This window comes from Microcoleus sp. AT8-B5 (genome assembly GCF_036705565.1).
GTDB lineage: Bacteria > Cyanobacteriota > Cyanobacteriia > Cyanobacteriales > Microcoleaceae > Microcoleus.
Window position 1 is genome coordinate 68,875 of sequence record NZ_JAUBUY010000006.1, and the last position, 24,597, is coordinate 93,471.

The 24,597-nt window shown below is 45.1% G+C and carries 14 protein-coding genes; 5 read left to right on the forward strand and 9 right to left on the reverse strand.

What is annotated here, in order from left to right:
- Window positions 1-21 precede the first annotated feature (21 nt).
- Window positions 22-234: a hypothetical protein gene (locus tag QUB39_RS06435; protein WP_333052595.1), complete on the forward strand. Its 213-nt coding sequence runs from the start codon at window positions 22-24 to the stop codon at window positions 232-234.
- Complete coding sequence (locus QUB39_RS06440; protein WP_333052593.1) at window positions 221-493, forward strand: type II toxin-antitoxin system RelE/ParE family toxin; 273 nt, start codon at window positions 221-223, stop codon at window positions 491-493. Before QUB39_RS06435 ends, QUB39_RS06440 begins: the two co-directional genes overlap by 14 nt.
- Window positions 494-564: 71 nt before the next feature.
- Here the strand turns inward: QUB39_RS06440 and QUB39_RS06445 are convergent, their stop codons facing one another.
- The 9 genes from QUB39_RS06445 to QUB39_RS06485 all read right to left on the reverse strand — a co-directional run bounded on the left by QUB39_RS06445 (window position 565) and on the right by QUB39_RS06485 (window position 22,002).
- The gene (locus QUB39_RS06445) at window positions 565-5,751 is read right to left on the reverse strand and encodes an nSTAND1 domain-containing NTPase (protein WP_333313019.1); all 5,187 of its coding nucleotides are present in this window, start codon (window positions 5,749-5,751) and stop codon (window positions 565-567) included.
- Between the two features lie 702 nt (window positions 5,752-6,453).
- Window positions 6,454-6,813 (reverse strand): hypothetical protein, encoded by a 360-nt coding sequence (locus QUB39_RS06450; protein ID WP_333052588.1) that lies wholly within the window; start codon window positions 6,811-6,813, stop codon window positions 6,454-6,456.
- A gap of 1,111 nt (window positions 6,814-7,924) precedes the next feature.
- Window positions 7,925-8,617 carry a response regulator transcription factor gene (locus QUB39_RS06455; RefSeq protein ID WP_333052586.1) on the reverse strand — a complete coding sequence of 231 codons (693 nt, stop codon included), beginning with the start codon at window positions 8,615-8,617 and terminating at the stop codon, window positions 7,925-7,927.
- Between the two features lie 205 nt (window positions 8,618-8,822).
- Window positions 8,823-9,650 (reverse strand): type I methionyl aminopeptidase, encoded by an 828-nt coding sequence (gene map / locus QUB39_RS06460; RefSeq protein ID WP_333052584.1) that lies wholly within the window; start codon window positions 9,648-9,650, stop codon window positions 8,823-8,825.
- A 444-nt stretch (window positions 9,651-10,094) separates the two neighbouring features.
- Complete coding sequence (locus QUB39_RS06465; RefSeq protein WP_333052582.1) at window positions 10,095-12,134, reverse strand: response regulator; 2,040 nt, start codon at window positions 12,132-12,134, stop codon at window positions 10,095-10,097.
- Window positions 12,135-12,141: 7 nt separating this feature from the next.
- Window positions 12,142-12,849: a chemotaxis protein CheB gene (locus tag QUB39_RS06470; RefSeq protein ID WP_333269666.1), complete on the reverse strand. Its 708-nt coding sequence runs from the start codon at window positions 12,847-12,849 to the stop codon at window positions 12,142-12,144.
- Window positions 12,821-13,648 (reverse strand): protein-glutamate O-methyltransferase CheR, encoded by an 828-nt coding sequence (locus tag QUB39_RS06475; protein ID WP_333052577.1) that lies wholly within the window; start codon window positions 13,646-13,648, stop codon window positions 12,821-12,823. Before QUB39_RS06475 ends, QUB39_RS06470 begins: the two co-directional genes overlap by 29 nt.
- Window positions 13,649-13,820: 172 nt before the next feature.
- Window positions 13,821-19,637 carry a HAMP domain-containing protein gene (locus QUB39_RS06480; RefSeq protein ID WP_333208407.1) on the reverse strand — a complete coding sequence of 1,939 codons (5,817 nt, stop codon included), beginning with the start codon at window positions 19,635-19,637 and terminating at the stop codon, window positions 13,821-13,823.
- 292 nt (window positions 19,638-19,929) lie between these two features.
- Complete coding sequence (locus tag QUB39_RS06485) at window positions 19,930-22,002, reverse strand: FAD-dependent oxidoreductase (protein WP_333208408.1); 2,073 nt, start codon at window positions 22,000-22,002, stop codon at window positions 19,930-19,932.
- Window positions 22,003-22,163: 161 nt separating this feature from the next.
- Here QUB39_RS06485 and QUB39_RS06490 point away from each other — a divergent pair, with 161 nt between their 5' ends.
- The 3 genes from QUB39_RS06490 to QUB39_RS06500 all read left to right on the forward strand — a co-directional run bounded on the left by QUB39_RS06490 (window position 22,164) and on the right by QUB39_RS06500 (window position 24,403).
- On the forward strand, window positions 22,164-22,676 hold the full coding sequence (locus QUB39_RS06490) for a hypothetical protein (RefSeq protein ID WP_333485035.1): 513 nt from the start codon (window positions 22,164-22,166) through the stop codon (window positions 22,674-22,676).
- A 91-nt stretch (window positions 22,677-22,767) separates the two neighbouring features.
- Entirely contained in the window at window positions 22,768-23,532 is a 765-nt protein-coding gene (locus QUB39_RS06495; protein WP_333052567.1) for an aldolase/citrate lyase family protein, read from the forward strand.
- 202 nt (window positions 23,533-23,734) lie between these two features.
- Window positions 23,735-24,403, forward strand: coding sequence for a 2OG-Fe dioxygenase family protein (locus QUB39_RS06500; protein WP_333139431.1), 669 nt, complete (start codon window positions 23,735-23,737; stop codon window positions 24,401-24,403).
- Window positions 24,404-24,597: the final 194 nt, after the last annotated feature.

Here is a 24,597-nt window from a genome sequence, read left to right on the forward strand (position 1 = left end):
CTCATATATAAACACTACAAAATGCTAGAACTACATAAAAGTTATGTAATCGACGAAAATCAGCAGCCGATTGCTGTTCAAATCCCCCTTGAACAATTTGAGAAAATCGAGGAGATTTTGGAAAACTATGGTCTGGCTAAACTTATAGAAGAAACTGAAGGTGATGAGAGATTATCAAAAGAACAAGCACTAAAGTATTATAACTCAATTAAACAAAATAATGTGGCAAGTTGAATATACAAATCGGTTCCTCAAAGAACTAGCTGGTTTACCTGCTGAAATTAGAAGTAGGATAGAACCTATAGTTTTTCAATTCTTAGAATCAGACAATCCCTTTGCATTAGGATATCTGGAAAAAATGAAAGGTTATCCAGATAAATATAAGATTCGTCTTGGTGACTACCGTATTGGACTCACAGTTGATGCACCGACAAAAACTTTAATTTGTCAGCGAGTAGCGCACCGCCGAGACATATACAGAATTTTTCCATAAAATTATGTAGATGAGAATTAGCAAAATATAATTATGTAGGGGGCGCAGCCCGCAACTTACCCCTGTCAATTTCACCGCTTCCCCTTATTTAACGCCTGTTTCCCAAACCCAAGACACAGCAGTCGATCGCCCTCAGCAACATTCGGGTCATTCTGCAAATAATCTCCTAACCACTCGCAACTGCGAGCAATAATATTATTCAGTTCCAAATTCTCCACAGGCAACAGAATTACATTCCTATCCCTACTAGCAAAACCCAGAGTTTTGCTATCAGAACTAAAAGTAACACTCAACACGCGATCGCTCGATTCCAAAGTCTTCGATAGCAGCGCCTTCTTGCCGTCAAAATCCCACAGCTTAACAGTATTTCCCCCACTCGCCGCCGCAATCAACTTGCCGTTGGGACTAAAACTCACGCTTTCTACAGTATCGCTGTGGTCGAGTTTTTCAGTTAAATTCGCCACCTTTCCATCAAACCCCCACAAGTAAACTTTTTTGTCAGCGCAAGCAGCAGCAATAGTCTTGCCGTCTGGACTAAAACTAACATTTTTAACGCTGTCTTGGTGGTCGAGAGTTTTCAGGATTTTCGCCGACGAACCGTTAAATTCCCATAGGTAAACTCTCTTTTCTCCGGTAATTTCAAAAGCCTTTTTCTTCCCGCTTGGCTTGTCCTCAGCAGCGGTAGCAGTAGCAATAGTTTTGCCGTCGGGACTGAAGCTAACGCTAATTACTGGATTGCTGTGATCGAGTTTTGCCAACAAAGTTGCTTTAGCACCGTTCCAGCGCCAGAGGTACAATTTGCGATCGGCACTTGCGGCAGCAATTATCTTTCCATCTGGACTAAAACTCACGCTTCTAACAATGCCGCTGTGGCTGAGAGTATTTAACAGTTTGCCGTTTAAACTCCAGACTTTCACGGTTTTGTCATCGCTCGCGGAAGCAACAGTTTTATCATCAGGCGAAATGCTAACCCAGGTAACAGAATCCTTGTGACTTTCTAAGGTTTTGAATAAACTGCCGTCAGCACGCCAAAGTCTCACTGTTTTGTCCCCGCTAGCAGAAGCAATTGTTTTGCCGTCAGCGCTAAAACTGACTTTGTAAACCCAGTCTTCGTGTCCTGATAAAATCTTATTCAGCGGAGTGCTGTCTGGTTTCCAAATTTTCACTATTTTGTCCTTACTTGCGGAAGCAATAGTGCCGTCGCCGCTGAAACTTACAGCCCTCACGTCGTCTTGATGTCCTCGAAAAGTGTTGAGCAAAGTGCCGCTGCGACTCCAAACTTTCACCGTATCGTCTGCACTGCCGGTGACAATTTTTTCGCCGTCGCGACTGAAAGTCGCGCTGACAACTTCATCGTTGTGTCCTTTGAGAGTTCTGATTTCCTCACCGTTTCGGTTCCAAATTTTGGCTGTGGTGTCGGCACTTGCTGAGACGAGTTCTCGACTGTTTGGACTGAACTTAATGCTGTAAACAATGTCAGAATGTTTGGTTAATGTTTTGGGATTAATTCTAAATTTCTGCGTTTTACTTTCTCGGTTCCAAAGTTTGACAGTTTTGTCAACACTTGCTGAGGCAATTGTTTGGCCGTCGGGACTGAAACTGACGCCGAGCACCCAGTCTTTGTGTCCGGTTAAGGTTTGCAGCAATTTTTTGTTCGCAAGGTTCCAGATTTTGACGGTGTTGTCGTGACTGGCGGAAGCTAGGGTTTTGCCGTCTGGACTGAAACTGACGCTGGTGACGATATCGCGGTGGCCGGATAAAATGCCAATCGCACTTTTGTCGTTATCTACTTGCCAAATTCTAATTGTGCGATCGGCACAACCAGTAGCGATCGTTTTCCCATCAGGACTAAAACTAACACTCGTCACGCTATCTGGGTGATTGAAAGTTTTTAATAACTTACCTTCTTTGCTCCACAATTTAACAGTTTGATCTGCACTTGCTGAAGCAACTGAATTGCCGTCGGGACTAACACTTACATCCAAAACAAACTTGCTGTGCTGCTCGAAACGGTTGCGTTCTTGCACCCCGGAAACTGCTTGTCTTAGTCTTTCAGCAATTTGATTTTTAGTGTCCACAGGCAGCGCCGTACTTTTCAGAGAATCACGACCAATTTTGATACTATTTCCCAACACTCCTAATTGATTTTTTTCATTAGAAAGCACCAAAGCTTCCGACGCCGAATTTAGGGCATCAGTCCGACTGGTTTCTGCTTCTTGCCGTGCGCTTTCTGCTAATTTTGCTTGCTCGAAAGCCATCCCCGAAACTCCTCCGAGTACAAGCACTCCTAGAACCGCCGCCTGCAATTGCCATCTCCGAGTGTGGTAAAGTTGAGCTTCTGCTTGGTACTGTTTGTCTCTAGCTTCCGACAGCAAAGCATCTTGCTCTCTGTCTTTGCGAATTTGTTCAATTTCATCTCGGTTAATTTGGTTTTGCTTTCGCAGTTCCTCAAATTCTGCCTTTTTATCTAATTCTTGCTGCTGGCGAATGAAGCTAACTAAATAATCGTGAACGAGCTGATAAAGCTCAGCAGGCAGTTCCATCCATCGAAAGACTAAACCAGACTTTACTAACAATTCTAAGACTAAATCTAATTTGTCAGCTTCAGCAAATGTCGCTAAACTTGAAGCTAATTCTGCGCGGGTTTTTAGGGGACGAATCTGTTCTTCATCTGTGAGCAAATACAAAACTCGGCGCGCCGCTACTTCATTCTCTGGGCCGCAATCTTTGATAACTTCTTCGAGAAACCTTTCGACTAATTTTTGTTGCGGATTGTTGCCAAGTTCCTGATATTGAGTTAAAGTTCTAATGTTCTCTTGTTGTAGTTGAGCGCCGACAAGTTGTAGTTCGATCGGGCGAACTTCTCCTAATTCTCCAGCTAAATCATTGACTAATTCTTCGATCAGCTCCGGTTCTAAGTAAAACTGCGCTCGCTCAGTTAAAGTGCGAATTACCGCTCGCGCATCGATCGGCGAAAAATTTCCCAAATAAAACAGAATATTTTTGCTGAGAATGTCATCTAAAATATCATTGTTAACGAATCCTGTCTGGTTTTTTGGTCGAGTAAATTCCAGCACATAGTGCAGGTAATCTTCCCGCAAACACAGGACGACTTTTAAATATTTGATTTTCAAGCATTCCCGCAAAAAATCAAAAAATATTTGTCTTTCCGCTGGCTCTTTCCATACAAAAAAGAATTCTTCAAATTGGTCAAATATCAGAACAGTAACTAAATGTTCTGAATTTCTTTGCAGCTCATTGATAATGTTTTCGTATTCGATCGCCTGTTGTTGTATGATAAATTCTACTGGCTGTGACTGCTCCCTTTGCTCCTCATTTTTCGCAGCCGAGCCACCGTGCAATCCCGAAATAAGATTTCCCTTGACTGCACCTGCTTCTACGGTCAAATCTACCGGAGCAGTTTCTGGTACTGCTTCGGAATTTTCCGAATCGAATATTTCAGCTTTTCCAGCAGATAACTGTCTGGTCAATTCCCGCGGCCAGTTGTTGTAAACTTGCAACACTACCGGCAAAACAGTCCGCATTTCTATTTTTTTTTGTTTGAGAGCTGGTACTAATCCTCCCGTGACTATTGAACTTTTGCCAACTCCAGACTGACCGTAAATTACTGTCAGTTTGTCGGGGGTATTGTTCATTCTATATATCAAGCGGTTGAGGTCTTCCTCTCTGCCGGAAGCTGTAATCTCGTCAGCAATAGTAGCAGCGCCGGCAAGAGTTTCGGCGACGGAATTAACCGCTTCTCTGTGCGGCTGCAACTTTCCGGCCCCAATAAAAGCTCGGAACCGATACGTGTGTTCCACCGCTCGATAATCTTGCTTAATTTGAAATGCTTCGAGATATTCTCCCCGCTGAAAATAGAGCGATCGCAGCATTTCTAAAACCCGCAAATACAGTTGCGGGTTGTAGCAAGGTTCGGTTTCCGAGCGAGCAAGTTCTAAATGCGCGATCGCCTCTTGCACCTCACCCAAATGACTCTGGGCCTCTGCTAAAATTAACAGATACAAGCCTAAATGCTGCGACTTTACAGGGGTTCCCTGTCCCGTCGCTTCTAAATTTGAGTTGAGAACGTCTAGAGCCACTAAAGCCCATTCTTTCGCCCCTTGCCAGTTCTTTTGCTCTAAGGCTACTCTAGCCAAAAAGCCGTAATCTTGAGCCAAATTAACTGCTGAATTTTCCATATTTTCATGTAACCTCCGAGCTTTTATGGCTAAATTCCAGAGTGCATCCCAATCTTCTAAATGCTGCAATACTTCCTCAAGTTGATTGATGAATATACTCACGGCATCCGGCCGCCCCACGCGTTCTAAAACATCTATACATTCCTGAAAATAATTCTTAGCTTCCGTCCAGTAAGGACGGTTGCCGCTGCGGTGTTTTTCTGCTTGGAAGCGGTAGCAAAGACCGATGTGGAATAGCAGAATTCCCTCTAACACCGGTGCAGGGTGAACGGTAAATAACAAATCGCTAAATTCTGTTTTTTGTCCAATAAATGCTACTTGATACTTCCAAAAACTGAGACTTTTTTGATATAATTCAATAGCCGCAGAGATGCGGTGACAAGCATATTCGTGCCTACCGCGAATAAATTGCAAACTTGCTTCAATAGCTGGTTCTAATCTGATATTGCAAGTTTGCAAGTCTTGGCTAGCCGACTCTAGTTCACTCAAAGAATTGGCTCCGAGAATGGCAGAATTAGTTAAACGCCAATTGCCACTTTCTAAAATGTTGGAAAAAATGCGATCGGCACTTTTGCCCAAAAAATCTACCAAGTCGTCCGGGCCCATCACAAATTCAACACTTGTCGTCCAAGTTTCGATATCTGTTACTAACCGAATCAGTTTTTTTAATATTTTGTCTGTCACCCACAGCACCACCGGGAAAGGAAAATTATTCCGAAATTCTTCCCTCACGTAGTTGGTAGAAGTCAGCAGGCGATCGATCGCACTTACCGATTCCAATCCAAACACCATTAAAGCTGCCGGATGGGTGCAGGAAAGTTTGGTTTCTATCGTCGTGTAAAGAGTTTTAACAGATGGCGGGAGGACAATTTCTCGAATCTCGATCCCAGACTCTGCCCGCAATTGCCTTACAATTTCCTCTCTCATAGCGCTGTAATTGCACCGTACCAAAATGAGCGAAAATTGCCCGTGAGACATTCTCAGAGTCCGGGAGAGAGTTTGCAGCGAACTTTGGTTTTGCTGTGCTGCGGTTTCTTGCTGGTAGTGCGAATTAATCATAATTAATATTTGAAAAAAATTCTCAGGATAGGTGCTGTCAACTGCCGAAAAAAATAAGTTCGGCAACGGATTATTTAACGGATGTAACGGATGTAACGGATGGAAGTTCGGCAACGGATTATTTAACGGATGTAACGGATGTAACGGATGTAACGGATGGAAAGAATAGACCGCAGGGGGGAACTGCAATTAAGAACGTCCTCACCTTTTGGGCGGTTGCTCTAACTAAGTTTACTTTTACCCGTTTTTACGTTTGCCAATCACAGCGAACAATCACATGATTAATTTTATTTCTGCCCTTTTTGGCGATTTCCCATCACTGGGAACTATCAATTAGTTAAGTTTATTTCAGCCTGCATACTTACAGCATATTCCATGTATATGTGGTACACACAAGAAGAGAGACGCGAGTAAGGTGCGGATACACCCGTCAATCTGCAATCTTTATCAAATATTAAGCAGATCCGCACCCTACGGACTAACTATCAATTAGTTAAGTTTTTTTCAGCCTGCATACTTATTATTTTAGCCGATCGCAATTAAAGCATACCCAAAAAAATACATACTCTGTTATTCGCATATTCCCAGCAAAATCAACCGGAGTTTACTGAAATCTTGATAATTGCTCAAATTCTACCCAGCAAATGAGTCTTTGTTTGCGGGAGTCCCAGCCATCGCCAAAATCGCACAAATCCGATTCAGTTATTCGCATATCGCTGAAATCCGGCATTCCTTGCTTGACTGACCCCTTGCAGCACTGAGATAAACTATCGGCGGCGGCTCATCAAATACAGCTTGAAGATTTTTTGTCATAAATTTACTAATCTCCATATCTAAAGTAGCTGTAAAATCAGGTTCATCCCAATCCTCGCTTTCTTCAATGCTGATGGTTGTTGGTGGCCCAATATCAAAATCTAGCTCATCGCCAAAATCCGAAACTTTCTTAATGGGCTCTATTTTTTGAGCGGTATCAGTCGCTAAAGCTTGAGTTGTATTGGCTATTAGTACGATCGGCAGTGCTACTATGGCACTTATCGTTTGTCGCGCCGTGATTTTCCTCATGGTATCCTCCTGATATAAACTAAACTTTGGTACTACTATACATTCAACATCTGCGGCTACTTTCCTTCGCTGTCAGTCGATTTTAGATTTTAGATTTTAGATTGACTCCACAGATGAATCTGAGAGCTTGAACTAGGGTGTAAAATTTTAGCCTGGGGGCCCAGAAACGGTTTTTTTTTACGAAATACTTTGTTACACACCGTAAATTAGGTAAAAAACCCGGTTTCTTTGTAGGAGTGCGTCCAGAACTGTAATTAATAGTGGCTTGTTTTTCCACAGGATATAACCTTATCTGTGACTTTTCGTGGCAAGTTTGCTTAACGGAGCATATCCGGTCAAGTGTTTGCTTTTCTATTTACTACGTGAAAACTCTTAAACAGTCAGGTTTTCCCGCTAAGTAATTCCCCGGTGTTTGCGAGTGTTTATCTCAGACTCAAAGCAAAGTGGGTGAGAAGTTCGATCGCACACCAGTTTTCGCACACCAGTTTTCGCACTCCCGCGCTGCCACCAGCAAGCTGATGTGACATACCACAGCCGCCGGATACCTGTCAATACTTATCAGGAAATTGGGTTTAAAACCCGTCCTTCTAGGGCGGCTTTAATTTCTTAAATCCCTTCCTAAAAATCAGGAATTGCTGGTATTTGTAGTATACTAAAATAGTCAAGGTTAAACTCCTTTACCATCGTGAAACAGTTAAGACACACTTTTAGGTATAAACCGGGGGACGCAGAGCGGCGAAAACTCTTAAAACAGCTAAAGGATCAACGCATCCTTAAACCAGTAACAACAAACAATTTCTTGATTTGTTAAGTAGGGTAGGGCATACCCAAACTCGCTTGCTTGTATCCTAGTACGCTTTTGGAGATAGACCCTCTGGGGTAACAGTGAATTAGACTCGTCAATTTGTACTATTGTACGGTTGAAAGGTTTAAGGACTGCCGCAAGGACATGGTGCTTAAAGGTCAGTCGATGAATTAAGAATCCCCACGCCTTTAGGCTGGGGAGTGTCAAATCTTAACATTTCTAATTTTTTGCATAATTCTCGTTACCAGGAAGAGCCTGGTAACGCAGCTCGGCAAGCCACAGCCTCCAGCCAAGTCGAGAGGACTCCTATTTCGTCAAGCCGTGTTCGAGGGCGAAGCGAACCAACTCAGTACGGCTGTTAGTACCCGTCTTGCTAAACAAACGGCTGACGTACTTTTCCACATTACGCACGCTAGTTTCCAAGCGGCGGGCAATTTCCTTATTCATCAAACCTTGAGCAACCAAATCCAAAACACTTTGTTCTCGCGGAGTCAAATCAATTTTAATCGGCGAAGGACTTTGGGCGATCGAACTCCGCCCACTCAGCAAAGACTCAATTCTCGCCATTTGGCTTGTCAAAGCAGCAATATCTGGACTTTCAGGATTTTCGCTTGTCTCCTTAGCAGCCGCGCGGCGGGCTAGCAAATTGGTTACTATTGCTACTAATTCGTCGGGATCGAAGGGCTTAGAAAGATAAGCATCGCAGCCTGCTTGATAGCCTTGAATACGATCGCTCGTCATCCCCTTAGCCGTCAAAAACACCACCGGCAAAGCCTTATAGCGAGGATCTTCCCGCACTTGCTTGAGAAATTGATAACCGTCCACCTGGGGCATCATAATGTCTGAAATCACCAAATCTGGATTAGTCTGCTGCAAGAGTTCCCACCCATCGCGAGCATTACTGGCAACCTCAACCGCAAAATCGCTATCTTCCAAATAAGCTTGTACTGCTTCCCGCAAGCCCGGTTCATCATCTACCAATAATAATCGTGCTGACATAGTTGTTACCCTTACGCTTTACCACTATTTTTTAATTTAGCCGCATTTAACTCTTATTGTCACTCCATCCCTCGAAGGAAGTTAAAAACTTGTTGTCCAACTCAAGAGTTTTGAGTTAGGTTTTGATCTAACGATTAAAAAGTTCTTAAATCTTTAATTCAAAACTCGAAACTCAAAACTCAAAATTATTGTTGAACCCTTCCACTTAAACTTTGGAACGATCGGTCAAAATTTCATAGCCAGTTTCTGTTACCAACACAGTATGCTCAAACTGAGCCGACATAGCATTGTCAACGGTTACAGCCGTCCACTTGTCAGAAAGCGTCCGAGTGTACTTAGAACCGGCATTCAGAATTGGTTCGATCGCCAATGTCATGCCCGCTCGCAATTTCACATTCGGCATTTCCCGCGTGCGGAAATTGAAAACCGACGGTTCCTCGTGCAAATTTCGCCCGACACCGTGGCCCGTAAACTCCTCAACGATGTTAAAACCGTTGCTTTTGACATGATCTTCGATCGCACCAGCCAGATCGAGCAAATAGGCTCCCGCCTTCACTTGTTCGATGCCTTTGTAGAGAGCTTCTTCTGCGACTCGGATTAATTTTGCCGATTCGGGAGTCACTTCCACAACTGCGATCGTAATGCAAGAATCGCCGTGAAAACCTTGATAATATGCCCCCGTATCTACCTTAAGAACATCTCCGGCCCGAATTACCTTTTTGGGACTGGGGATGCCGTGAACAACTTCGTTATTAATGCTAGAGCAAATCGATCCGGGAAAACCGTGATAGCCTTTAAAACTCGGAGTTGCCCCCATAGCACGGATGCGTTTTTCGGCATAAGCATCCAAATCAGCAGTAGTCATTCCCGGTTTCACCATTTGGGAAATTTCTTTGAGTACCGTTGCAACGATTTTCGCGGCCTGCCGCATAATTTCGATTTCGCGTTCCGACTTAATTTCAATGCCTCGACGCTGTTTTTTGACTTGGGGTGCTTGAGTTGGGCTAGAAAGCAGACTGCTAAAAATATTCATGAATTGATTGGCGAGTAATTTTGTACTTTGACGGCAGGTTGAAGCAAAAAAACGGCAAATATCCAGTTTTTTGTGGAAAAACGGGTGTCTTGTTCCGAACTGTCGATCGCGTGTCCTTTAAGCTAGCTTAATATTTTTCTCACTAATCGGCACGGGATTGGGGGTCAATCGATTTTAGATTTTAGATTTTAGATTGAAGCATAGAGCCCACGAATAAATACGTTCGGCAAGTTTCATCGGATACAGGTTTTTTATTTCTGGACGGATGAATCACGTGGCGGGTATCCTGGATGCTTTGGGTCAACAAAGCGGTTTTAACCGCCGAGTCCGTTGGAAATCACCGAAGAACACTATTGTCAATCAGCCTTCAGGGACGGGCTCTCCTGCCCAACCCCTACTCCCCACAAGAAAATTTACTCTTTGTGGAACAGGCCGAAAAGCCTGTTATTGAGCATGGTGCAAGATGTGAGTTGGATCGGGATTTCCGAGCATCCCTGTGAGGTTAGCAATTGCGGCAATTAACTTATTTATGTCAACTGGTTTAGATAAGTGCATCTGGAAACCCGCTTCCAGCGCTTGCTGGCGCTCTTCCTCTCTCGCGTAGGCCGTCAGGGCGATCGCAGGCATCTTTCCACCCCTGATCACTTCCATTTCTCTCACGCGCGCGATCAACTCATAGCCGTCTGCTTCCGGCATTCCAATGTCGCTCAGCAGTAGATCCGGCCAATAACTCTCCAGTGCAGCTAGAGCCCCTGCCACCGATGCCGCCGATCGCACCATAGCTCCTTCGTCCTCGAGTAAAGCAATCAAAAACTCCCGCGTATCATCGTCATCATCCACCACCAGCAATTGCAAATTAGTTAGAGTAGGAAGGGTCTCTGTCCTGTCATTGAGCTCCGACCAATCATCGTCAGCAGCGACGGCGTTCCTCTGTGCCACAGGTAAAGCCACCGTAAATTTCGCACCCTCGCCCGGATTATTCTCTGCTTGCACCTTACCGCCGTGCTGTTCCACCAAGTGACGGACGATCGCCAATCCCAGTCCCAAACCCCCGTAAGACCTAGTTGTGCTGCTATCAGCTTGGCGGAAGCGATCGAAAACATAAGGCAAAAAATCAGGAGCGATACCAATGCCGCTATCAATTATCTGAATTTGAGCCTCATCTCCAACCGACTCTAAGCGCACCTGTACTTTACCCTCTTGCGGACTAAACTTAATCGCATTTGACAGCAAATTCCACACAATTTGCTGCAAGCGATCGAAATCGCCGATAACTTCACCTACATTGGGACTGCACGTTAATTCTATGACTATTGATTTTTCCTCAGTCAGCGGCTGCAAAGAATCTATTGCCAGCTTGATCGCAGATTCCAACCGAATCGGATGCTTATTTAAATTTAGTTTCCCCCGCAGAATCCGCGAAACATCTAAAATATCTTCGATGAGTTGAGATTGAGATTTAGCATTGCGCTCTATTGTTTCTAGGGCTTTCTCTATAGTGTCTTGGTCAAATGTTTTGGTACGAAGCAGCCTAGACCAGCCGAGAATTGCATTTAAAGGAGTACGGAGTTCGTGAGAGAGAATAGCTAAAAATTCATCCTTCATCTGGTTAGCTCTCTCCGCTTCTTGCCGCGCCACTTGTTCGCGGATTAGTCGGCCGCGTTCTTCCTCTGCTTGCTTGCGGTCTGTGACATCTCTAACCGTACCCACATGACCGATCAGTTTTCCCAAATCCGAAAACATTGGCGACGACTGCACATTAATCCAACGCACAGTTTCGCTACCAGCTAATCGAAACTCGTTAGAATATTCCTTGCCTTCTTTAATCCAAGCTAACCAATGTGCTACTACGCGATCGCGATCTTCTTCATGAACTTCCCGCTGCCAAATATCTGCTAAACTTTCCTCCAGTGTTAACCCGCAAATTGCTTGACAACGGGGATTAATGTATGTACAACGCCCTTCAACGTCAGCTAAGTAAATTCCCAGCGGCGAACAAGCACACAAAGTGCGAAACCGCTCTTCACTTTTACTTAGTTCACTATTAACAGCAGCTAACTGTGTTGCTTGCTGTTTCACCTCCACTGTTTTCTGGAACAATTCCACAAACACCTGCACCTTCGAGGTCAATATTTCCGGTTCCAAGGGTTTGAACAGGTAATCCACCGCACCCAGAGAATAACCTTTAAACACGTGGGTGTCATTACTGCTGAATGCTGTGATAAAAATAATCGGAGTCGCTCGCGATCGATCTCTAGAGCGAATCAATGTTGCTGTCTCAAATCCATCCATTCCCGGCATCTGCACATCAAGCAAAATTACCGCAAAATCTTCATTAAGCAGACATCTCAGAGCCTCCGCGCCCGAATTAGCTTGTACTAGATGATAAGAGGGGCTGTTGAGGATAGCTTCTAGAGCTATCAAATTTTCTGGGCGATCGTCAACTAAAAGGACATTTACTCGATGGGGCGACTGCTGATTCATAATTTTTTTAATCTTTAATTCTTAGCAAATTGACTAAACAGGGAGCAATTTTAGAGAGGGGTAAAATCCAGTCTACTTCAACATTTGCGATCGCCGATGCTGGCATGGTTGGGCATAGAGCTGAAGCCGGTTCCTCCACGAATGTCAATCCTCCCTCAGCTTTAATTTTTGCCAGCCCTTTACTACCATCCGAATTAGCTCCCGTTAAAATTATGCCGATAACTTTCTCCCCAAAGGCATCCGCAGCAGACTCAAACAGCACATCGATTGAGGGCCGCGCATAGCAGACAGGAGCCTCAGTTGATAGTGCAAATGTAGGAGAAACGCGATTGGGAATTGGGGATTTTGAATTATGGATTGACTCCACTGCCACGCTCCCCCATTCTGTCAAGTTGTTTTCATACAGGCTAAACTCCTCCTCACAGGGCGATTCTATTAGCAAGTGATAGTCAGCAGGAGCCAAGTAAACTCGTCCAGGTGCGATCGGCTCTTTGTCTTGGGCCTCTGTGATTGGGAGAGAGCTGTGCTGTTGTAAAAAATCTGTCAGCCTATTCTGAGAACTCTTATGGCGGTGTTGGACAATAACTACAGGCAAAGGAAAGCTTTTTGGCAAATCTGCCAGCAGCACAGTCAGAGCCTCTAGCCCTCCCAAAGACGTGCCCACAACCACTATTTCAAAATTTTTTTTATTTAACTCTTCGGTAGAGTTTATCACTACTTTCAAGTGCTTCATAATATTTTTCATAAGGTGTAAAAATCAGAGACTCCTGATGACCCAGGCCTAAAACCCCAAACATTACCAGGCTCTCATAAAAAAGCTTGTGTACCCGCTCTTGGAGGTGTGAATTGAAATAAATCAGCACATTACGGCATAAAATAACATTAAACTCATTAAAAGAATTATCCGTTGCTAGGTTGTGGTGAGCAAAGACAATATTATCTTTAAGTGAAGAGCGAAAAATTGCATTTTCATAGGCCGCAGTGTAATACTCAGAAAACGCTCTCTTGCCCCCCGCTTGGTGGTAAAGTTGCGTATATTCTTGCATCTGTTTCAGCGGGAATATCCCACTTTTTGCGGTTTTCAAAACTAATTCATTCATGTCCGTAGCGTAAATCCGACAACGGTCATAAAGTCCTTCTTCTTGCAGCAAAATTGCCATAGAATAGACTTCTTCTCCCGTTGAACATCCCGCGTGCCAAATCCGAATAAAAGGATAAGTACGCAGCAGCGGTACAACTTTTTTTCTGAAACTAATGTAAAAGCTGGGATCGCGAAACATCGCCGTTACATTGACAGAAATGTCCAGCAGTAAACGGTCTAGGTAAGCAGGATTGTGGAGTACCTTTTCCTGAAGTGCAGACACAGTGGTGAGCCGTTCCGAGCGAATAGTGTTCCAAATACGGCGCTTGAGAGAGGCAAGAGCATAATTGCGAAAATCAAATCCGTAATAGCGAAACATTCCCTCTAGTAGGAGTTGAATTTCGATTGTTTCAAGTTCATGGCTTTCGGGCATTTTTAATTAGTTATTGGGAATTGGGCATTGGGACTTGGGAATTGGTTAATGTCACAGGTCAACTGTAAGGTGCGTCGCTCATCGATGGTCGATTTTTGTTTGGGATGGTTGGTAGCGACGCACCCTACAACTGTTCACTGCTTACTAATGACTAATGACTAATGACTAATGACTATCGATAAAGCCAGACACGCAGCAGCGAGAGCAACTGTTCCGTATCCACAGGTTTGGTAATGTAGTCAGACGCACCAGCTTCGATACATTTTTCCCGATCGCCCTTCATAGCTTTCGCAGTCAGAGCAATCATTGGCAAGGACGCAAATTGAGGCATATTACGAATTGCTTGCATGGTTTCGTAACCGTCCATCTCTGGCATCATCACGTCCATCAACACAATATTTATCTCAGGCGTACTTTGCAATTTAGCAATGCCCTCTCTGCCATTCTCAGCATACACAACTTCCATTTTATGGCGCTCCAGCATACTTGTGAGGGCGAAAATATTCCGCATATCATCGTCAACAATCAAGACTGTTTTGCCCGCCAGCGTCGAATCTGTTTGATACAATTGCTCTAGCATTTGGCGCTTTGGTTCCGGCAAATTTGCTTGAACTCGGTGCAAAAACAAAGCTGTTTCATCTAACAAACGTTCTGGCGATCGCACATCTTTAACAATGATTGTTTCCGCCATCCGCTTCAGTTGAGTTTCTTCGGTTCTCGTCAACTCTTTGCCCGTATAAATAATAATCGGCAGACTTTTCAAACTTGCCTCTTGCTTGATCTGCTCAATCAGTTCAAAACCCGTCATATCTGGCAGTCCCAAATCGAGTACGATGCAGTCAAAATGCCCTAATTTCAAAGTTGCTAGCGCCTCTGCACCGCTCCCCACAGCCGTTGTAGAAACATCGTGATTGCCAATTAAATCCACAATACTGAGACGCTGTGTTTCGTCGTCTTCCACGACTAGCAAATTCTTCACGGGCCGCTCCACAAACCCCTTAATATCAGTCAAAGCTTTGCTCAAAGCTTCGCGACTGACAGGCTTTTGTAGATACGCGATCGCCCCTAACTGCAAACTGCGCTGCCGCCCTTCTTCAACTGATACAATGTGAACCGGAATGTGGCGCGTACTTGGATCGTGCTTCAAGCGATCGAGCACTGTCCAGCCATCCATCACAGGCAAATTTAGATCCAGCATAATCGCCGTTGGCTTGAACTCTCGCGCCATCGCCAAACCGATATCGCTCCGCAAAGCCACCAAACCTTTAAAACCCTGTTCCTGCGCCATATCCAACAGAATCCGAGCGAAGTTTACATCATCCTCGACAATCAACAGCACGCGATCGTCGAGTTCGACATTTTCCCGATCGTCAGCGATAACCGGTGATGGATAAGGAGCGATCGGCAAGTTGAAATTCGGCGAAGGAACAGCAGAAGAAATAGCAGCAGGCAATTGAGCCACTTGCTTGCCCGTTCCCGATTCCCGATCGTTCATTATTCGCGATTCTTGGTAAGTTTGCGGCAGATAAAGCGTGAACCTACTACCCTCACCAGGGCGACTTGTCAATTTAATTTCTCCGCCTAACAGATTAGCGATTTCTCTACTAATTGACAAACCCAAACCCGTGCCCCCGTATTTGCGGCTAGTGCTACCATCAGCTTGTTGGAAAGCCTCAAAAATAACCCTGTGTTTTTCAGCAGAAATCCCAATCCCCGTATCGCTAACTGAGAAAGCCAAAACAGTAGGGGAACTCCTTAAACTTTCTATCTCTAAACTCCACCCTTCCCGCGCTACTTCGACACGCAATTTCACCTCACCCCGTTCTGTAAACTTAAACGCATTAGAGAGAAGATTCTTCAAAACTTGTTGCAGGCGTTTAGCATCTGTATAAAGACCTTTTGGCAACCCACCCTCAAGCTCTATTTGAAAATTCAACTTCTTATCCTGGGCGATTTGGCGGAAAGTCCGATCCAAATGATCTCGCAAATCCGCAAACAACACTTGCTCAATTTCCACCGACATCGTGCCTGATTCAATCTTAGCGAGATCCAAGATGTCATTAATCAGCCCCAGCAAATCATTTCCCGCCGAGTAAATTGTGCGCGTGTATTCAACTTGCTTCTGAGTCAAATTACCCTCAGTATTGTCAGAAAGCAATCGAGCCAGAATCAACAGCGAATTCAGCGGAGTTCGCAACTCGTGAGACATATTTGCCAGAAACTCCGACTTATACTTAGAAGTTAGAGCCAACTGTTCGGCTCTTTCTTCCAACAACCCCCTCGCCTGTTCGATATCTCGATTTTTCCGCTCAACTTCCTTATTTTGCAGCGCTAGCAATTCAGCTTGTTCTTCTAGTTCTTCATTCGTTTGTTGCAACTCTTCCTGCTGACTCTTCAACAGTTCCTCCGATGCACGGAGCGACTGCGCTTGTTGTTCGAGACGCTTGTTAGTTTCCGTTAGTTCCTTTTGCTGAGTTTGCAACTCTTCTGCCAAAGACTGTGACTGTTTTAGCAACTCTTCCGTCCGCATACTCGCCGCAATTGTATTTAAAACAATGGCGATACTTTCTGTAAGTTGATCTAGAAATGTCAAGTGTATTTCGCTGAAGCGGCGGAACGAAGCTAACTCAATTACTGCCGTCACTTGTCCCTCAAATAGTACGGGTAAAACCACCACATTCAACGGCGTCGCTTCTCCCAGTCCCGATCCAATCTTAACGTAGTTTTCCGGCACTTCAGTCAACAGTATCCGTTCTTTTTCCAGGGCGCACTGTCCTACCAAACCTTCTCCTAAATGGAATCTATTTCCTAACTGTTTGCGTTCCCGGTAGGCGTAGGTACTTAACAGTTTGAGAAACGGATCGTGTTCGACAGATTCCATCATAAAGAAGACGCCATGCTGAGCCGAAACCAGCGGCGTCAATTCTGAGAGAATTAGTTTAGAAACAGTTTCTAAATCCCGCTGACCTTGTAGCATTCGAGTGAACTTAGCAAGGTTTGTTTTCAGCCAATCTTGCTCAGTATTCTTCTGCGTCGTCTCCCGGAGATTGGCGATCATCTGGTTAATGTTGTCCTTAACAATGGCAACTTCTCCTTCAGTGGCGACGGAAATTGACCTCGTTAAATCGCCTCTGGTAACAGCAATTGCTACTTCGGCGATCGCCCGCAGTTGAGTAGTCAAATTCGCCGCCAACTCATTCACATTATCCGTCAAATCTCGCCACGTCCCCGCCGCGCCCGGAACCTTCGCTTGGCCACCCAATTTTCCTTCAATTCCCACCTCCCGCGCCACCGTAGTAACTTGATCTGCAAACGTCGCCAGCGTATCAATCATCTCGTTAATCGTATCTGCCAGAGTCGCAATTTCTCCCTTAGCTTCCAGCATTAATTTGCGCTTCAAATCACCATTCGCCACCGCCGTCACAACCTTAGCAATACCCCGCACTTGCGCTGTCAAATTCCCCGCCATCGAGTTTACATTGTCGGTTAAATCTTTCCAAGTGCCCGCAACTCCTTTCACCTCAGCTTGGCCGCCCAATTTACCCTCAGTTCCCACCTCCCGCGCCACCCGCGTCACCTCAGAAGCGAAGGAATTAAGCTGATCCACCATCACGTTAATAGTGTCTTTCAGTTCAAGAATTTCGCCTTTGACATCCACGGTAATTTTCTTAGACAAATCGCCATTTGCCACCGCTTTCGTCACTTCCGCAATATTCCGCACCTGCGCCGTCAAATTCCCCGCCATCAAGTTAACATTATCAGTTAAATCTTTCCAAGTTCCCCCTACACCCCGCACGTAAGCTTGCACACCTAATTTGCCTTCGGTTCCTACTTCCCTAGCAACTCTGGTTACTTCAGATGCGAAGGAACTCAACTGATCCACCATGATGTTAATCGTGTTTTTCAGTTCGAGAATTTCACCTTTAACATCTACTGTAATTTTCTTCGACAAATCGCCATTTGCTACAGCCGTTGTCACTTCCGCAATGTTCCGCACTTGGGCGGTAAGATTTCCCGCCATCGAGTTAACTGAATCCGTTAAATCTTTCCAGGTTCCGGCAACTCCTTTAACTTCAGCTTGCACGCCTAATTTCCCTTCGGTTCCCACTTCCCTAGCCACCCTGGTTACTTCCGAAGCAAAGGAATTCAATTGATCCACCATCGTGTTGACGGTGTTTTTTAACTCCAGAATTTCACCTTTCACATCGACAGTAATTTTCTTAGATAAGTCGCCATTTGCCACAGCAGTAGTAACAGCCGCAATATTCCGTACTTGCTCTGTCAAACTACCCGCCATAAAATTAACTGAATCCGTTAAATCCTTCCAAGTTCCTGCTACGCCTCGGACATCCGCTTGACCGCCCAGTTTACCTTCGGAACCCACTTCTCTAGCAACCCTGGTTACTTCAGATGCAAAGGAATTAAGCTGATCCACCATCACGTTAATGGTGTTTTTCAGTTCTAAAATTTCGCCTTTAACCTGTACCGTAATTTTTTTAGATAAGTCACCGTTAGCAACCGCCGTCGTCACCTCAGCAATGTTGCGAACTTGGGCTGTTAAATTCCCGGCCATTGAGTTAACAGAATCCGTTAAATCTTTCCAAGTTCCTGCTACTTCCTGCACTTCAGCTTGGACGCCTAATTTCCCTTCCGTCCCCACTTCCCTAGCCACCCTGGTGACTTCAGATGCGAAGGAATTTAACTGGTCAACCATCGTGTTGACGGTGTTTTTGAGTTCAAGAATTTCCCCTTTCACATCGACGGTAATTTTCTTGGATAAATCGCCCTTTGCCACAGCGGTTGTCACTTCAGCGATGTTGCGGACTTGTGATGTCAAACTGCCTGCCATGAAGTTAACACTATCAGTTAAATCCTTCCAAGTTCCCGCAACTCCTTTAACTTCTGCTTGACCGCCGAGTTTGCCTTCGGAACCCACTTCTCTCGCCACCCGCGTTACTTCAGATGCGAAGGAATTTAACTGATCCACCATGATGTTAATCGTGTTTTTTAACTCCAGAATTTCACCTTTAACATCTACGGTAATTTTCTTGGATAAGTCGCCATTTGCCACAGCAGTCGTCACGTCGGCAATGTTCCGCACCTGTGCGGTAAGATTACCCGCCATCGAGTTAACTGAATCCGTTAAATCTTTCCAGGTTCCGGCAACTCCCCGCACTTCAGCTTGCACGCCTAATTTGCCTTCGGTTCCTACTTCCCTAGCAACTCTGGTTACTTCAGATGCGAAGGAACTCAACTGATCCACCATGATGTTAATCGTGTTTTTCAGTTCGAGAATTTCCCCTTTTACATCTACTGTAATTTTCTTCGACAAATCGCCATTTGCCACAGCGGTTGTCACTTCCGCAATGTTACGTACTTGGGCGGTAAGATTTCCTGCCATTGAGTTAACTGAATCCGTTAAATCTTTCCAGGTTCCGGCAACTCCTTTAACTTCTGCTTGTACGCCTAATTTCCCTTCGGTTCCTACTTCCCTAGCCACCCGCGTTACTTCCGACGCAAAGGAGCTCAACTGGTCTACCATTGTGTTAACAATTTGCGCTGTTTGGAGGAATTCTCCTTTGAGGGGTCTGTCTTCTATTTCTAGGGCGATGGTTTGCGATAAATCTCCTTTTGCTACGGCCCGAATTACTCTGGCGGTTTCAGAGGTTGGTTGCACTAAATCTGTAATTAGGGTATTGACAGAATTTACGCTAGCTGCCCATGACCCCTCGGCGTTGCCGATGGTGGCCCGCTGGGCGATTTTGCCTTCTTTACCGACAACTGTGCCGATGCGATCGAGTTCGGCCGCCATTCTCTCATTGAGATCGATAATGTCGTTAAGTTCGTCAGCAATTTTTCCCGCTAGACCAGTCTGATCTATGGGCATCCGAACTGAAAAGTCCCCTTTTTTGACAGCTACTAAGGTTCTGAGTAACTGTTTGGCATAAGCATTATTGGAATTAGGGCTTGTTATCTGTGCAGTTGACATGACCGTTACCTTTGGGGAGTTTGAAGGGGAAGGGGGGACAATTTTTGAGATTATTGATATTATCGGACTAAAGCAGTGTCTGACTGCTTATATCGAAAGATAGATGACAAATTGCTGTTGATCGGATATTGAGTTATTGGTTATTTTATACTGGTTAGCAGGCTCTTCTTGGTAACGAGTTAATTGTGGGGTGTCAGGAACAGGCTCGAAAGCCTGTTCCACCCTGTTCCACAAAGAGTGAATTTTCTTGTGGGGCGGGCCGGATGCCCTCCCTACAGATTACCAACTGCGATTATTTCCAATTTTGCCACGAACTATTGAAAATAGAAGTACCCGGAAAGGCGATGGGATTAGCATTTTGTTGCAACCGCAACTGCAAAACTTCCAAGTTCGGTTCGCGGGATGGCAATTCGTCCACTAATTCATAAGGGAGAATCCCCTTTTCTAGGGAAAAAGCAGCCGTAACTCCCGCCGCCACACCGGCAGACCATTCAAAAGAATGCACTCGATAAGCAGCGGCCGCTGTGTGGCTAACAGCAATACTTTTACCTGCCACTAACATATTGTCAATTTTCTGAGGAATCATTGCCCGCAGCGGAATTTGGAAGGGATAAGCTTGCCCTTGACCTTTGCGAGTGCCTTCGCGTTCGGTATTTCCCGGTGCTTCCGGCGGACTGTTGGTCATGCAGGGGTGAAAGTCGATCGCATAATGACCAATACCCACAGAATCAGGATAAATCGTAGCGCGCGATCGCGATTTTGTATCCTCAACAGATTGACTTCCCACAGCCAAAGCCGGCGCATTCAAACCACCCACAGCCAACCACAACTTCCGATACTCTTCCTCCGACAAATTCTGGCGGTAAAAATCAGCCCTAAAGTCAGTGCGAGACATATCAACTTCCCACACCGTAAAACCTTGAGCCTGATTGAAACTCGGCCGCCCAATAATGCGCCGGCCCTCCCGCATATAAGGATATTTAGAAAGTCCGTGCACCGTCCCCATCGGCGAATCCAACCCGCTCAAAAAACGATTGTTTGGATGAGGCTTTTTCACTCCATCTCCTAGCTGCGAGTCAGTAGTTCCTGTTACCAACCAGTAGAAAAATCCTTTGGCATTTTCCTCTCCTCTTCGCAAAGTTTCCGTTCGCAAACCGCCCATCCATCCCCCCGGTTGCAGTTGACCGGCCGCTTCCAACTGCGCGCGAGTGTAAATTAAATTATCTTGAGAATTGCCGGGACGATAGTCATTGCCCCAAGTCCAGTTTTGCATCGAAATATCCCCCGGATAAATGGGGAATTGCTTCGGGTCAGAAGGTCGCTTTTCATCCGGTCTCATACTCCTGATTTGGCGGTAGGTGAAAACTAAGGGAAAGCTAGCCAATCTCTGCAATTCGTAGCTGTAGTAAGGAGCGTATTGTTGATAAAAAGACGGCACCTGATGCTGCTGCGGTTCCTTCGTTGCCTCCATCGCAAAGGTGTAGGTAAAACCTTGAGTGCAGTAAGCGTCGCCGGTGGGGCTGGCAGAAGAAGGTTCAAGAGGGGAACGCGGGTCAATTCCGAGGCGGTAGGGAACATCGGCAAGTCCGATCAATTCCCCTGTTTCGGTGGCATCTACCACGTACCAATCAGCAGGTCTAGGTTTTGAATTTGACTGGTTAGGTGGTTTGGGAATAAACCGAATAATAGTTTTGTTAAATCGCGGAGAATTATCGTAGCGATAGGCATCTTCGATAGTCTGAGAAAGAGTTTCGGTGTTGATTGGCCCGGTGTTGGCGGCTGGTTTGTGTTGAATGGCGATCGCACTTTTAATTTGTTGACCCCCAACCGTATTCCCCGCCACAGCAGGAGTAATTGCTAGTTCTTTAATAACTGTATTGGGAAACCATTTCAGCGTGCCTTTGCCTTTTCTAGCGGCATCCTGCAAGATGTTAAATAGAATTTTGTGACCGTCGTAGGGCATGAAACAGGAATAGCTAACCCAACAGCCTCCGGGATTTAGCCGGCCGTAATGTTGCTCGATCCGCCGCCGCAATTCTAGGTAGCCACGGGGGTAAAATAAGAGCGATCGCTGAGTATCTCTTTCATCGAGTGCGGAAGTTCCCTGGGAGGAAATTTGACCGCCTACCCAGTCAGTAATTTCAGTGAGGCAAACTGTGCGCCCCGCCAGCAAACCTTCGTAAGCGGTAGCAGCGCCTGCGAGCCCGCCGCCTGCTACTAGAATGTCGCAAGTTTCTGCATTGTCTGGATTACGCCCAGGTTCGGCAAATACTGGCGAAATGCTCCCTATCGCGGAAATTATGCCGAGGGTGAGGCTAAGGATCGATCGACCTTTGAGCACAAATAGATACTGTCGAAGTTTCATCGGAGATTGTGGAATTAATTTTGACATAGCGCGAAAAACACTCATCCCATCTAAATGTTTATTTTGCAGTATACTGGTATTTCGCGCTGTTGTCAGGGAAAACTTTTTTAGATAAGAGGCATTAATACCAGCAACAACTATTGAACAGCCGGATGAACATTATGCTCAAAATAGTCAAATTTTTTAGGTTATTTATTCCGTTTGAGAGTTTAACAATTACTACCAGTTTAACTTTTTCGGAAGTTGTGTCCCGGTTGGAGGAAGTTGTCACTCCTCCCAAACTTTTTAGAGTAACACTACCCTTTGGCCCGCCACCTGCAAAACCCTATGAAGGAACAATCTCTGGCAAAAAATTCAAAATCAATCGCATCATCATCGGTCGCAAGTCATTGATCCCAATTATAGAAGGAGATATACATACTCAAAAGTTTGGTTGTTATATAAAAATTAGGATGACTTTACATAAAATAGTTCTAGGATTTCTGATTCTTTGGCTGTGGACAACGGGCAGTATTGGAATGTTTTCTTTATTTGCTTGGTTAGTCGAACCATCCGTGGGAGCCATATTTTTACCAATTTTAGGAATGTTTCTTTTTGGCTGGCTTTTGTGCTTGATTCCCTTTAAGATAGAAGCAAAAGCAGCTATAAAATTTTTGTCTATTTTGTTAACATAAAGTAATCGACCGCGACAATATTTTAGCTGTATTGTTAAAAACAATCTGGCTTCATCTGCGGCTAAAAAAAATTAACTTTCCGGGATTACCCATGCGTCAAAACCAACTGAAACAAAAAATTAAACAAGGCGAAACAGTCCTCGGTTTATTTATGAACTGCCCTTATCCCGCATTCATAGAAATCTGCGGTCACGCTGGATTCGACTTTGCCGTTATCGACATGGAACACGGCCCCCTGCACCCGCTTGCTGCTGAAGATTTGTGTCGCGCCGCCGACTGTAGTGGAATTGCACCGATCGTTCGCGTCAGCAAAAACGACGGGCCGCAAATTCAACGAGCTCTCGACATCGGCAGTGCAGGGGTTCAAGTACCTCAAATTGAAGGCAAAATCGATGCCGAAACCGCTGTCAAAAGTGCTAAATACAGTCCTCTGGGCACGCGAGGCCTTTCCTTCGCTACGCGGGCCGGACTGTACACCGCCGCAGGTACAAATATCACCGACAAACTCAACGAAGAATCCTTAGTTGTGATTCATGTCGAAGGCAAAGGTGGCATCGACAACCTGGCAGAAATTGTTACTGTGCCAGAGGTTGACGTGATTTTTCTAGGGCCTTACGATTTGTCACAGTCGATCGGCATTCCCGGCCAAGTCCGCGATCCCCGAGTCATCGACATGATGCAGGAGGCAGTGCAAACCATCCGCAAAGCAGGCAAAGCCGCCGGTACTTTTGCCGAAAACCCCGAAATCGCCCAGCAGTGGATTGATGCTGGCGTTCAGTACGTTGCACTTGGGGTCGATGTTGCCGTTTTCCTGCGCGCCTGTCAGTCGCTGGTGAAAGCAGTCAATCGATTTTAGATTTTGGATTTTGGATTTTAGATTGGGGATTTTGGATTAAAAGAAGAACCAGCCCCCGGATTCATCTTGCAAGCTTTACGATATCTTTGCAATTTTTGTAGTGCCTTTTACGACACATACAAAAAACCTGCGCTAGAGTAGAAGCATACACCTCCTACAGGCAAAATTAGGGAGGGGAGCAAGGCTTCAGGGAGTAAAATCTATGAAAACCGTATTAGAATCCATTCATTTGGATTATGCCTTCATGTTTACTTTCAAAAAAGTAAACTCGATTAAGCTAGAAGGTTTCAAGGAATTTTTTGACGATATGCCTGTCGATCCGTATGTGAAAGGTAAGTATCGTTCGAGAAGATTATCGCGGTTTGCGGTCAACGGAAATGAGTTAGTTAAGTTACCTCACGGCTATTTGTATCAAAGCAAAACATACAATCCGCTAGTGGGTGATATCAGGCGGGAATTTGCCGAATTGGACGATCGACTAATCGCCCTCGATAATTTCAAACAGATGATTTTTGCTTTTTTCGATTCCTGCAAAATTCACCCCGAAGCTGAAATCGGCATCCATCAAATCAGGACGACTTGTTCGCCAAACAATTTCGGCAACCCCGCACCGGAAGGCATTCACCAAGACGGTACTGACTTTATCGGGATTTTCTCGGTTGACAGAACTAATATTGTAGGCGGGGAAACGCATTTGTACTTGGCTAAAAAAGAGAAGCCTGTTTTTAATAAAATTCTGCATCCGGGAGAATTGCTGTTAGTTAACGACCACGAGTTTTTCCACTTTACTACACCGATTAAACCGGAATCTGAAGGAGTGGGAACCAGGGATGTCTTTGTGCTTACTTCTCCAAGTTTGCTTACCGATTGAGGAAAGTTGAGCAATTGCGCGTCTTTCGTTCGTAGTGAGGGCTTTACTCCTCTCTCTGGCGTTTATTCAATCATGACTAAAGTCCTTACTGCAAACCTTTCGTTCGTAGTGAGGACTTTATTTGTCTTTCTGGCGTTTAGTCAATCATGACTAAAGTCCTTACTAAGCTGTTGCGACATTTAATATCATGTCCG